Source organism: Paenibacillus sp. GCM10027630 (genome assembly GCF_042676305.1).
In the GTDB taxonomy this organism is placed as follows: domain Bacteria; phylum Bacillota; class Bacilli; order Paenibacillales; family NBRC-103111; genus Paenibacillus_S.
In genome coordinates this window covers 22,004-35,971 of the sequence record NZ_JBHTGY010000030.1, presented here as the reverse complement: position 1 = coordinate 35,971, position 13,968 = coordinate 22,004, and the positions used below count along the sequence as shown (strand labels likewise).

Sequence of the window (13,968 nt, the reverse complement as noted above, 5' to 3'; positions counted from 1 at the left end):
CTACATTATCATTATCTACCCCATAAAATCACAAGTCAAACTAAAAAAAACCACATTGACTACGCTTACATTAGTGATATCATGATGTTAATGAGTTAGATATGAGTCACAATAATGAAAAATGATTGGTGGGTCAACTAGCATGCAGCATAAGGATGTTTATTTTCATAATGTCACGGAGCTTGAACAGCGCCCGCATCTGCCGGGACTAAGATTACACCGGTTTCCGAGGCAAGTTCGCCACAGCTTAACGGAGAAGGGAAGAACGAAGGCTGTACAGTCGAACGGCTGCGAGCTTCGTTTTGTTACAGAAGCGAAGCACGTGCAAGTGGTGCTGGCCTCGCAGGATACTAACGGTAAAGTGCTGGTGTTTAAAGGCGACTTCTTCCATTCCTCTCATCAGCTGGAAGCGGGGGTTGTTACAACGATCCAATTGGAAGAACCCGAAAGATTTGCACAGGTATTCCCCGATAAGCTGAACAACAGAGCATTTTCTTCCAAGGTTTGGCGTATTTTCTTTGAGCGGTTCAGCGCCGTATTTTATGACATCGATGCGTTCGGATTTGAAGTGAGGCCTCCTCATAAGCATGAGATGCCACAATTGACGCTGCTTGCCTATGGCTCATCTATAACTCAAGGGGCAGGGGCTTTAAGTCATTACAACGGCTATGTACAGCAGGCTGCCAGACGTCTGGAAATAGATGCCCTTAACCTGGGCCTTAGCGGGTCCTGCTTCTGTGAACGGGAGCTGTCAGATCATATTGCGGAGCGCAATGACTGGGATATGGCCTATCTTGAAATCGGTGTCAACATGAGGGCGGTAGTACCTGTTGAAGAATTTGAACGGCGCTCGTCCTATTTGCTAGACCGTATCATTGAACGGCAGCCGGAGAAGCCGGTGTTTCTAACTTATATTTATCCGAACCGAGCCACGTATTTCAGCGACTATAGCCATGCTTTGAGCGAGGCAGAAAGACGCTACAATGAAGTTTTGGAGAAGTATACGACAAACAGAAACCACCCTTTCCTGCATCTTTTAGACGGGAACAAGATTATGGATGATTTTACATCGTTGACTAGCGATCTTATTCATCCTTCCGATTACGGCCATATTCGCATGGGGGAAATGCTGGCAGGATTAATGCTTCCAACTGTAAATAAACTGCGGGAATCGCTTGTGAAGCATGCCGTGCACTTGGGGCAGAAGTAAGGTTTCTGAAGGCTCAACTACTTTTATTAAGGGGAGATTGATATGAGAAAGAAATGGCTTTTATCGATAGTCAGCGCATCATTGCTTGCCACAACAGCAGCGGGATGCTCGCAGTCAGGGAAGCAGGAAGCGGAAACCGCAGGCAAGCCTGGGGGAGGGAAAGCGGCCTTCTCCATCTCCTTCCGTTCCGGGAACATTTCGTACGCGGAAAATCATCCGAACATTAACGATGAGAAATGGGTAAAAAAGCTGGAGGAGCTAACGAATACGGATTTGGACATCCGTTTAATGCCGCACAAAGAGTTTGATCAGAAGATGATCCAGATGTTTGCTATAAACGATATTCCCGATGTTGTGCAGGCAAGCTCCGGCTTAACTAATCCGCAATTGGCCGGGTCGGTGCAGGCTGGGGTATTTATACCTTTGAATGATTTGTTGGAAAAGCACGGCAAAAACCTTTTGAAAAAAATACCTAAAGAAGCATGGGAGAAAGAAACGGACGCCAAAGGAAATATTTACGCAATACCGGAGTGGTTGTCCAATCCTTCCAGAAGAGCAACGTGGATTCGTACGGATTTATTAGAAAAGACAGGACTACCAGAGCCCAAAACGGTTGATGATTACCTCAATGTTATGCGAGCATTCAAGAAACTGGGTGTTGAGAATCCATTCATGGGACGGGAGGATTTCGTATATGCGGATGCTTTCTTCGGCGCTTATGATGTTTTTGGAAATTTCTTTATGAAGCAGGGCGACAAGGTCGTTCCTAAGTTTTTTAACGTAGAAAATATGCAAAAGGCAATCCAAACCTATAAAACAATGGTGGATGAGGGCTTGGTCAGCAAAGAGTTTGCAACGATCAATCCGACGAAGTTTAAAAATGATATTATAGCCGGAAAAGCGGGGATTTGGAACATGAATGCCAACTTGTTGATTCAATGGGATCAGCAGCTGAAAGAAAGCGTTCCCACCGGGAAAATGAAATTGATTGCATCCCCGACCGGGCCGGATGGCAAGGGAGGCTTGCGCCTTGTAGGCAACGTTACCAGAGCTTATTTGATCAATAAAAAGGCAAAGGATCCCGCGGCTATCATTAAATTTTTCGATTGGATGGTTAGTGACGAGGCGGAGAAATTTTTTACCTTTGGCATTAAAGGCGAGAATTACACCGAAGAGAACGGCAAGATCAACTATAAAGCGCCTACCAATGCAAAGGATGTGGATGAGGAGACGTACAGACAGGTTTTACTATGGCTTGTTCAGGATACGACCTATAACAAAGGAACGTTGAGCCTTACACCGGAGGGGCAAGGTTTGATGAAGCTGTATGACACGGTATTGGCCAAGGAAGGCCGAGACGGGATTCAATTCGATCCTCAGCTGCAGGGATATTTGAAAAATCCCGATATTGCGCCAACTGGAGATAAGCTTCCGCCGGTTATTCTTACACATGTATTGAAAATGGTTTATGGAAAGGAACCGATATCGGACTATCCGAAGGTTTTGGAAGAGTGGAAGCAAAAGGGTGGCAATGATGTCATTAAAGAAGCTACGGAGAGATTTGAAAAGAATGATGGCGTTAACCTGTCAAGAACTAAGTAATATCGAAGGTATGAAACTGTGTAGAGCTGGCATCTATGCAGTTTTTCTTTAGGGGCAAAATAACAAGGTGAGCGAGGAGATAAAATGAACTATTTACTGCGAAGTATCGGGGTACGTATAGCCTTATGTATAATGCTGCTGCTGACTATGATTACACCAATATTCGGAATTCAAACGCTTTCGGCTGAGTCTGCAGATAAACAGCTTTTTTATGACAGCTTTGAATATGGTGACGGAGTTGCTGTCCCGACTGCATCGCCATCCCTGTGGTCTCAAGATGGCTCAGGCGGAAGTCTCGTAAAGACGACAACCAGTGGCAAGCATACTGGAGCCTACGGTATAAAACTTGATGCGACCGATTCGTTAAGTCTGCATCTTAGTACGGTTGGATACCAAAATATTCAGATGAGCTACTGGTACAAATCCAGTGTCACAGCCGGTGGCGTAAAGGTAGAGTATTCTGCGAACGGGGGTTCCACTTGGTTTGCTTTAGATCCCATTAATGGGGCACAAGGTTCCTTTAAACAAAGAACGTATACCATCACGGCAGCAACCTACACATCTATGGATAATTTACCGGATGTCAGAGTGAGGTTCAGCGTGGATTCGGCAGTACCTTTAGCCGGCAACGTCTATATAGATGATGTGGAAGTTAGAGGCACGGCTATTCCGAGTACGCCGGAGGAGCCTTCGACTCCACAGCCCGAAGGGCCGGAAATCGAATTCTTCTCCGATAATTTCGATGATCCGGACAACTACGGTTCAGATGGCAATGTAACCATCCCATCTCCTTGGGTACAGGAAGGTGCTGGGGGAAGCGCAGCAAAAACTTCAGTTTCAGCTAGTGCGCCATCGCTTCCCAACTTCGTCAAAATCGATTCTACCGATGCGCTGGCATTGCCACTCAACACGACCGGATATGGAAATATCAAGCTGAGCTACTATACAAGGGCGTCCTCTTATGTTAGCGGAAGCATTATAGTGGAGTGGTCGGGGAATGGAGGAAGCAGTTGGACGACATTAGAAGAATTCAAGCTGCCTCAAGGCACTGCGGAGCAGAAGAATAGCGAATCCAACAAGCTGAAAGCTTGGATATTAGGGGCTGGTGCCAATAACAACACGAACCTGAAGATAAGATTCAGGGTTGGAAATCCGATGCAGGCGAATATGTACATAGACAGTGTATCAATTAAAGGGCAGGCTATTCCGGGTATTCCGCCTGCTGTAACACCTGTGCCGGATTCTCCGACAACGGACCCGGTGCCTTTCCCAGTGCCGAATGGGGTTACTTTGTATGAAGATGTCGCAATAGGAACGGCTGGCAGCCGCCCCTTATATACATCGATAGCGGTTCCCAGTACTCCGCCTGCGGCTCCAATGCCTGTCGTGGTTTATATACATGGTGGAGGCTGGAATCATGGAGACAGGAAGCAGGCGCTGGCTAACATATGCGGATATGTGACGAAGAGGGGATATATTGGCGTTTCACTCGACTACCGCCTTACTCCTGAAGCGCCTTTTCCGGCTCAAATTCAGGATGTGAAGCTGGCAATTCGTTATTTGCGAGCGAATGCAGCTCAATATCATATTGATCCAGATCGTATCGGTGTCTGGGGCTCATCGGCGGGGGGACATCTTGCTTCCCTGCTCGGGACCTCCGGGGATCTTATGACTACGGATCGGGTAGTTCTCGATACTGGAAACACGGTGCAAGTTCCGGATCTGGAAGGCTCAGGAGGCTGGCAGGAATATTCGGATAAAGTGCAGGCGGTGGCTGACTGGTTTGGGCCTGCTGATTTCACGACAACCTTTGCCAATAATTATAGCTCTGTAACAGCTCTCATGGGTGGCAAGAAAGCCTTCACGGTTCCGGACCAAGCCAGACTCGCAATGCCCGGTACGTACGCATCTCCAGATGACCCGCCATTCTGGATCCGGCATGGGGACGCCGACTCTACGATTCCCTATACAGATAGCGTAACATTTGCTAATCAGCTAACAGCAGCGGGCGTTAAAGTCGTTGACTTTAAAGTTGTTCCAGGCCAGGGCCACGGATTTACGGGAGCTGCATCCGAAACAGCCAATGCGGAAGCATGGGCATTTATGGATCAGCATGTTAAGAACAGAACCGTGACAGAACACATTTTATACAAAAACGGCCACACACCAGGCAATCCAACCGATCCTAATAATCCTAATCCGGGAGCTCCGAATGTTGCAGCTGTATTGAATCCATCTGCATTTACTTTGGAAGCAAACGGGACAAAGGAGTTGACTGTATCGCTTGCGCCTAGTGACACAATAGCGAAGACGGTCACATGGACAACTTATGACAGCAGCGTTGCTGCCGTGTCCTCCTCCGGGCTGACATCCGCCTTAGTGACAGCTGTAGGTCCGGGCAAAACGAAAATACGGGCAAACATTACAACCTCCGTCAATCAGCAGGTTTATGCGGAAAGTGAAATAACGGTCATGCCTCAGCAGCCGTCAGGGCCCGGAGCTGTGGTGGAAACGGATATAGGCAGTCCGCTGCCTACAGATGATGCACTCATTGACAGCAGCAAAGCAGATACGAATTTCAATTCCGCCACAGGTACAAGTGCTGGACTGTTCAGTGTTTCCTCAGGAAATACCAATAAAAAATTTGTATATTTCAAATATGATTTGTCCGGCTTAAGCGATCCCGCTTACAACTATATATTTCAAGTGGCCGGGAAAAAGGGCAGCTCCAACACCAATGTGGAGATGTCACTTTATGGCATAGAGAATACGGATTGGAACGAAACGGATCTCACATGGGGCAATGCGCCGGTCAATAATCTGGCTGCTGCTGCATTTGTCGGCAAGTTTACGGTTTCAGCTGATAAAGGATCCAATCCGGAATTGTACAGTGTGGATGTATCCGACTATGTCAGAAGCCATTTGTCTCAAGGTAAGATTACCTTTGTAGTAGGAGATGCAGCTAATACAGGCACTTCTATAAACATCTATTCGAAGGAAGCCAACGGCACGAGTAATCCAAAGCCACGATTAGTTGTTAAGGAGATCATCGATATTTCCAACGACAAGACGCCTCCCTCATGGTTGAGCGGCAGTAAATTAGCCGTATCCAACCTGGGGACTGATTTCATCAACTTATACTGGCCTGCTGCAGTAGATGATACCAAAGTAACCCAATACCAGGTTTATCAAAATAATACGCTGCTTGCAGTTGTAAAAGGAAGCACTTCTTATAACGCTGCAGGGTTGAATCCAGGGGCAGCGTATACATTCAAGGTTGAAGCAGTAGATGCAGCGGGAAATATCAGCACGACTCCGCTGACTATTAGCCGAACAACGCTTTCGGAACCGCTGACACCTCTACCTGTCATAGGTGTAACCGCAAGCAGCAGCGATGGAAACATCGAGATTAACACGATAGACAGCAATTCTTACACTCGTTGGTCTGCATCGGGTGACGGTCAATGGATTATGTTCGACTTGGATGAAATCAAAAGCATCGGATATGTCGGTATCGGATTTTACAAGGGAGATATGCGGTCAACGAATTTCGAAATTGAGACGTCTGTTGACGGAATAACATGGACGCAGCGGTTCAGCGGTTCCAGCAGCGGCCGAACTACGGCTATGCAAGCCTTTGACATTCCGGATACGGATGCCAGATACGTGCGAGTCACAGGTCATGGCAACTCAGATGGCAGCACCTTCACAAGCCTTACAGATGTCCATATTTATGCTCCATTTGCTAATGGGGACACTCCGGTTGCCGTTATTCCTTATATCGTACCGGGCCCGCCTCCTGGAGCCGTACCTTTCACCCAACCGGGGATGACGAATGCAGATGGCACGAACCATCCTGTTCATATGCCTCATGTAACATCGGGCAGAGTTATTAATGTGCTGGATTATGGTGCAGACCCTTCAGATAACCGTACAGATGACCGTCCAGCCATTCAAGCGGCTATAAATGCAGCGGTTGAAGGGGACGAAGTTTACCTGCCGAATGGAACGTACAACCTGAATACCGCTCCTGACGGCATAGCTAATCTATTGTTGAAGACCGGGGTCAACCTTCGTGGTGAAAGTGAATCCGGAACGGTTTTGAAAACAGCTCTTAATAAAGTTAAAAACAGTACGTTGTTAAAAGCAGCCAATCAGCATGAGCTGGTTATTTCCAATCTGACGCTAACCTCAACATGGGAAGGCGCCTATACAACAGACCATAAGGTTAACAATCCGGCAAGCGGCGGACCGGATAGCATGATCGTCATTGCGAACTATGGAGATTATCCTTCCTACAATATCACCATAGATCATGTAACGGTTGAAAAGTTCACTCGGATGGGAATTCGCATCGACAATAGTCATGATGTAGTTGTAAAAAACAGCAGCTTCCGCAATGCCACCGACGTAGGTCCGGGAGGGTCGGGGTATGGAGTTGCTATCCAAGGGATGGCGAAGGTGGATCGGCTTGGGTATGACAATGATACAAGATGGAATTTGGTGGAAAACTCATCCTTTGAGGGGCCATACTTAAGACATGGAGCGCTCATTCAATTTGTCGCACATAACAATACGGTACGCAACAATCATTTCAATAAGACCAAGCTGGATGCTATTGATCTCCATGGGGAACTGGAATACCTAAATGACATCTATGGCAATCTCGTGACCGACATTACCACTGGCGGAGCTGTAGGTCTCGGTAATACAGGCGGCACAGCGCCAAGCAACCATAGTAAATCGGGTCCCAAAAACTATATCCACGACAATATTATCAGAAACTCCCGAGAAGGTATTGTGGTTACGATGGGTACACCGGATACGATTATTGAGAACAATCTAATCGAAAATACGACGAATGTTGAAGATGCCGCAGGCATCAATGTTTTGAACGGACCTGGAACCATTATTAGAAATAATGTGATCCGCAATAATACAGCCCCTAATTATTGGGCTATTCTTCTGGAGCATGACAAAGGGGATGAGAAAGCGAATTATATCGGTGAAGGTGATCCGCTTAACGTGCAGATTTTGAATAATACGATTACCGGGAACACCAACGGCATACAGCTTCAAGCCGGGACTGGCATTGTGCTTAGAGGCAATAAACTGGACAACAGCGGTACAAATTACTTGAAGGCTCCAGGTGTGACGGCTGTGGAGGAGGAGGAACCGCCGATTGAAGAAGCCTCCTCCAATGCCGACCTGAGCGATCTTAAGCTTAGTACCGGAACGTTGGCTCCTGTATTCAATCCCGGCACAACCGCGTACACCGTAACCGTGCCAAATACGGTTTCAAGCATTGCGGTTACACCGACTGCAGCGGATGGCAAAGCATCGCTGACTGTCAACGGCACTACAAGTGTGAGCGGAGCTGCTTACAACGGGTTGAGCTTGAACGTGGGGGATAACCCGATTCAAGTGATAGTTACGGCTGCCAATAAAGCAGTCAAAACGTACACAGTGGTTGTTAAACGGCTGGAACCGCCGATTGAAGAAGCCTCATCCAATGCCGACCTGAGTGATCTTACGCTTAGTGCGGGAACGCTTGCTCCCGCATTCAATTCCGGCACAACAGCGTACACTGCAACCGTACCGAATACGGTTTCAAGCATCGCGGTTACACCGACTGCAGCGGATGGCAAAGCATCGCTGACTGTCAACGGTACTGCAAGTGTGAGCGGAGCTGCTTACAACGGGTTGAGCTTGAACGTGGGGGATAACCCGATTCAAGTGATAGTTACGGCTGCAAACAAAGCAGCCAAAACGTTTACAGTGGTTGTTAAACGGCTTGGATCATCCGGCTCCAGCAACCGGAACTCTGGCGGAACTTCTTCTTCCTCTTCTGAGCCATCAACCGGTAATGCTGCTGATGCCGGAGTTACAGGAGTTACAGGAATTACAGAAATCAAAAACATAGATGGCAAGTTGGCTTCGTTTACAATTGTAAATGAAGAACAGATTGGCAAAGCTTTGCAAAACACAAGCAATGGTTTGCTCGCCATCTCTGTTGATAGCCGTGAGGCCGAGCAAGTGAATGTAATGCTGGACAGTAAAGCACTGCAAAAAATAATCGATGCTCAATCGATCCAGACCGTTTCAATTAGTACGAAGCAGGGAACGTATTTGCTGCCGAGCCAGCAGATTAACATTATTCAATGGGTTTCACAATTGAACGTCAAACGCGAGGATATGAAGCTTGAAATAGTCATCAGCCGGAACGATAGCGCTGAGCAGCGCGCTGAAGCATCCGGATTAAAGGTGCTTAGTGCTGTCGATTTCACCATACATGTGACTGCGTCCGATGGTAGAACATTGAATATTGATTCATTTACCCAATATGTAGCAAGGAGTATTAAATCGGAACACCCAGTAAATGAAGGAACCCTTGCTGCAGTCCGTGTTTCGACTGATGGCAGCGGAAATGTCGGCTACTCTCCGGTACCATTTACTGTAAAGGGCAATGAAGTGACCCTTTACAGCAGGACGAACAGCACCTACATGCTGATGGATAATCATCTTACATTCAACGATATTGAGAAGCACTGGGCCAAGGCCGATATTGAGAAAATGGCCAATAAACGAATCGTTCAAGGTGTGACATTTGAGGAATTCCATCCGAATGAATCGGTTACTCGCGCAGAATTCGCTGCACTCATTACCCGTGTTCTTGGATTGGAGCATGTGAAGTTATCAGGCGAGGTCAGCTTCAAAGATGTCCCAGACGATGCTTGGTATCGCAGCTCCGTTGCAGCCGCTGTACAATCAGGTATTGTAAGCGGGTATGAAGACGGCATCTTCCGCCCCGACCAAACCATTAGCAGGCAGGAGATGGCACTTATGATCTTCCGGACTATTCAATTTGCAGGGAGCAAGGAGCAACAGACGGTCAATAAGCAGACGCTGTTTGCGGATCAGGGTAAAATAGCGGGCTGGGCACAAGAGGCAGTTAGCCGCTTGACTGGAATGAAACTGATGGAAGGCGTTTCTACCGATAGATTCGCGCCTTCCGATGCTGCAACCCGTGCTCAAAGTGCGGTTATGTTATCCAGAATGCTTTCTGTGCTTTCGTTTACGAAGTAGGAAAGGTCATTGAAATTGGCTTACATATTAAAAAGATACAACAAAATCTAAAAAAATCCCAAGCATCCGCGGCCACATATAGGGTACTCTTAAGGTTAAGGGTTATTCGATTCTATGGAGTGGCTCCGGATGTTGGGTAAAACTGTCTCAGCTATTGTCCGAGTATTAGCCATCACCCTGGTGGTTGCGGTATAATTAAGAGGATTTTACACTTGAACATCTGCAATGACATTAGTATGGAGTGCACTTATTTATTACTTGGGAGGTACATAGGAATGAGCAATATTGGTGTATGGGAAAATGCGGAGCCTGGCGTAAAAAGAAAAATTTTTGAACCAGGTGAAACGATTATGATGATGGAAGTTCATTTTGAAGAGAACGCTGAAGGCTACGAGCACAGCCACCCGCATGAGCAGCTGTCCTACTTGATTAAAGGAAAGATTGAATTTACGATCGACGGACAAAAGACAGTAATTGGCGTAGGGGAAACAATCTTTATTCCAAGCGGAGCTAAACATGGTGCCAAGGCTTTGGAACCTAGCATCCTGCTGGATACATTTACTCCGGTTCGGGAAGATCTGGTCAAACGTTAAATAGTGATTCCGATGAATAAGAAGTCTGTTCAATCTCCTGCAGCCGCAATAATGGAGAATGAGCAGGCTTTTTAGTTATTTCTGAAATTTCAGATGCAAGGAGCTTTGTTGTATGCATATCCATATTTTTCCGGTTTCTGCAACTATAGTAAATCTAGAACGTTTATGTTATTAACTTCCCGGAACCAATGGACCAAGAATCTGTCATAATGTGAGTGCGATGTTCGACCTATTGAGCGCTTTCAGCCTTTAGGTACTATAAAATAATAGTACTGTTCACTTCCCTTTAAAGCGTCTATTATGGGGTTAGTTAGCTTCTGATTCGAACACAGCTGGAGGTTCTGATGAAAAAGGGGATCGCACTGCTTGTGCTTACAGCGTTATGCTTCTTTAATTATGTGAAAAATGACACGCTGGAACAAAACCCTTTTCTGATTACCGATTACAGCCGGCTGCAGCCCGTTAAGGTGGAGCGGGTGGCAAAGGGGAGAGAAGAACAGCAACTGATTCAATTAGTTAATGAAGCCAAAGAGAAGAAATTAACAGTATCCATCGCCGGACAGCGTCACAGCCAAGGCGGCCATACTTATTACAAGGACGGCATAGTTGTAGATATGACCGGCTATAATAAAATTTTATCGTTCGATCCCATAGCACAAAAAATTCGTGTTCAAGCAGGTGCTACATGGAAGGACATTCAGGAGAAAATCAATCCGTACGGGCTCTCGGTCAAAACGATGCAATCGCAAAATATTTTTACGGTTGGGGGATCCATTAGCATTAACGCCCATGGCCGGGATCTTAGAAATGGCTCGATGATTAAGAGTGTGGAATCGTTTCGGTTGTTGACGGCAGATGGACAGATTAAACAGGTAAGCCGAACTGAAAACGAAGACATGTTCCCTCTCGCTCTCGGCGGGTTTGGCTTATTCGGTATTATTTTGGATGTGACTTTAACGCTAACAGAAGATGAAGTGTACAGGGTAAGGACGGACACCGTTAACGTTGGTTTATACAGCCGTTATTTTGCGGAACAGGTGAAATCGAATCCCGATGTTCACATGCACATCGCCCGCATCTCGGTTGCGCCTGGCAGTTTTCTTACCGACATGTACGCCGTTAATTATACCGCAGACAAATCCCCTCCCCTGTCAAAATACAATAGGTTGAAAACGCGGGAGGCTTGGGTGATTCCGACAAAGGCTCTTTTTAACCTCAATCGATCCTCTGACTGGGGAAAAGATGTCTTTTGGTCCCTCCAAACGTACTATTTCTCCAATCAAAAAGATACATGGATCAGCCGCAACAATGCGATGAACTCCGAATCCGAATTTATGGAATATCACGAAGCAGGGAAAAACGATGTGCTGCAGGAATATTTCATCCCGATGGATCGGTTTAATGGGTTTGTCCAGAGCTTGAAAACGGTGCTGCAGGAAGAAAATTTAAACCTGTTAAATATTACCGTTCGGTACGTGAATGAGGATGAGGAAGCGGTACTGTCGTATGCTAGGAAGGATATGTTTGCGCTCGTCTGTTTGTTCAATGTGTCACTTTCTAATGAAGAGCAAGCCACGACCAAGCAAAGCATTCAAAAAGTACTCAATGAAGTTATCCGGCACGAAGGCACCTATTATTTACCGTACGCTTCTTATCCTAGCCAAGCTCAGTTTGAAGAAGTATATCCGCGCCACCGATTATTTTTTGATAAGAAAGATCAGTATGATCCGGAACATCTGTTTATGAATTATTTTTATGAGCAATACAAAGGGGAATAGGACAATGGATATCCAATGGCTTGTTCGGTCTCAAAGCATCGTAACGCTGGCAGCGGGAATGATTTATCCGTATTACTTACTATTTTTAAAAAATCTGGGAAACAGCTATTCCAAGTATGGGCTGGCTTTTGCAGTTTTTACCGTTAGCTCAGCTGCCGTCTCTGGTTGGCTTGCCCCACGTCTGGACCGTAACGCTCGTCAAATGCTCTGTTTAAGCTCTCTTGGCATGATGGCGGTGATGCTAGCTTTTCCTTGGGTAGTATCTTATGTGTGGGTGCTTATTCTTCAACTTCTGATGGGCATCTGTAGCGCCATGCAAAAAATGAGCGAGCGGCTCCTTCTAGCCGACAACTCGAAGCAAGGCGCGCGTGGTCCGCTGATTGGCTCTTACCACTTCTGGACTTCTGCAGCCTCTGGCTTTGCGGTTATCCTTGGAGGGTACTTAATTGATTGGCTTACTATCAACGCATTGTTTTATTTGAGTGCTCTGTTATATGGCGCTAGTGCTTGGGTTGTTTGGAGGACACGGAAGGTGTAGCTTCAGATCGGCTTAGATGGACCATGACGAAGCAGCCGCTTCCGTATAAGCTCGTTTTACTTGATTGTACCAAAGCAGGGTAGTGGGAGAATCATGATTTTTTTGCAGATGGACGAGCCGCTGCTTCACCTGTTCATTTTCTTCGGGAGACAAGTAATCGTTCAATATTTTGGAATGGGCAGCAAGCAGAGCTACAGAGAAGATCTCATTATTCATGGCTCCATCTTTTAATAAATCATTTTTTAGCCGATGGACAAGGTTTTCCTTCACATTCACTTGTACGGTCCAGTAGGTGAACGGAAGGAGGGACAACCATTTTTTTTGATGCTTTTCCATCAGTCCTTGAGCTTCCATTGACTCGGTTAATTGCTGTTGAATAGTGCGGCTGTTCCAAGTATAGAGAGAAACTATCCAATTTTTGATGGAATCAGTTTGGGTTTTCTTATTTATTTTATCGGTAATTAGTTCCAAATGGGCTTGAATTCCTGCGGGGGGTGTCTTGTTGAACATCACTTGATCGTTATTGGTCAGTCGAATGGTATCCGAAAGAAGCAATTCCAGCAGGCCTGATGCTGCCAAATAAAATCCGAGCATGCCGGACAGCTGTTTGTTGAATAAGCCGGAGCTTCTGTCTAACGCGAGTAATATAAATTGTTCAGATACGGATAATTGCATAACATCCCTCCATTTCCATACGAAGCTGCATTTTTTCTGATAGTAACCATTTTGTCATGAAAAAAGACCGCTGCCAACTGCTAATGCGCAGCTTGCCCGGTCTTTCGGGTGGACCCGATCAGATCAGATGTCTGTAAAGTTAATGGTACCTACGATTTGCGACAGGAATTCAGTCAATTCACCGGCTTCTTCTTCCGAGATCTTGAAAACATGCTCCAGATAGCCTTCTTCCTGCAAATCATCTGGACCAATAACGGCTGTTTTCCCGGACTGCAAATCGGTAATAAGCTTCTTTCCATAAAAACGGTTCGTATTAGTGATAGCCAGATCGAAACGATGCAGCGATGTCCCTACAAAACAGACAAAGCGGGTCGTTGTTTCCTCGTTCGTATCATATAAATAATCAAAATCAAACATAATGTCATGTCACTCCGTTCAGTTCATAATTGCAGTGTAACCTGATTATACATGAACATTGGAGTTCCG

General features: G+C 46.2%; 8 protein-coding genes. 6 read left to right on the top strand and 2 right to left on the bottom strand.

Going from position 1 to position 13,968, the window contains the following annotated elements; translation table 11 throughout:
• The first annotated feature begins 142 nt into the window (after positions 1-142).
• From ACFQ0C_RS13465 to ACFQ0C_RS13440, 6 genes are all read left to right on the top strand, one after another.
• On the top strand, positions 143-1,210 hold the full coding sequence (locus ACFQ0C_RS13465) for an SGNH/GDSL hydrolase family protein (RefSeq protein ID WP_379367536.1): 1,068 nt from the start codon (positions 143-145) through the stop codon (positions 1,208-1,210).
• Positions 1,211-1,252: 42 nt separating this feature from the next.
• Positions 1,253-2,812, top strand: a complete 1,560-nt coding sequence (locus ACFQ0C_RS13460; RefSeq protein ID WP_258214987.1) for an extracellular solute-binding protein — start codon at positions 1,253-1,255, stop codon at positions 2,810-2,812.
• Positions 2,813-2,896: 84 nt separating this feature from the next.
• Positions 2,897-9,898 (top strand): S-layer homology domain-containing protein, encoded by a 7,002-nt coding sequence (locus ACFQ0C_RS13455; RefSeq protein ID WP_379367533.1) that lies wholly within the window; start codon positions 2,897-2,899, stop codon positions 9,896-9,898.
• Between the two features lie 275 nt (positions 9,899-10,173).
• A complete protein-coding gene (locus tag ACFQ0C_RS13450) occupies positions 10,174-10,491 on the top strand; it encodes a cupin domain-containing protein (protein WP_379367531.1) in 318 nt (105 codons plus the stop codon).
• Positions 10,492-10,835: 344 nt separating this feature from the next.
• Positions 10,836-12,269 carry an FAD-binding oxidoreductase gene (locus ACFQ0C_RS13445; protein WP_379367529.1) on the top strand — a complete coding sequence of 478 codons (1,434 nt, stop codon included), beginning with the start codon at positions 10,836-10,838 and terminating at the stop codon, positions 12,267-12,269.
• A 4-nt stretch (positions 12,270-12,273) separates the two neighbouring features.
• Positions 12,274-12,807 carry an MFS transporter gene (locus ACFQ0C_RS13440; RefSeq protein WP_379367527.1) on the top strand — a complete coding sequence of 178 codons (534 nt, stop codon included), beginning with the start codon at positions 12,274-12,276 and terminating at the stop codon, positions 12,805-12,807.
• A gap of 12 nt (positions 12,808-12,819) precedes the next feature.
• Here ACFQ0C_RS13440 and ACFQ0C_RS13435 read toward each other — a convergent pair whose 3' ends face one another.
• Together ACFQ0C_RS13435 and ACFQ0C_RS13430 are read right to left on the bottom strand one after the other, a co-directional pair.
• The gene (locus ACFQ0C_RS13435; protein WP_379367525.1) at positions 12,820-13,482 is read right to left on the bottom strand and encodes a GOLPH3/VPS74 family protein; all 663 of its coding nucleotides are present in this window, start codon (positions 13,480-13,482) and stop codon (positions 12,820-12,822) included.
• 123 nt (positions 13,483-13,605) lie between these two features.
• On the bottom strand, positions 13,606-13,899 hold the full coding sequence (locus ACFQ0C_RS13430) for a DUF3055 domain-containing protein (RefSeq protein ID WP_379367523.1): 294 nt from the start codon (positions 13,897-13,899) through the stop codon (positions 13,606-13,608).
• Positions 13,900-13,968: the final 69 nt, after the last annotated feature.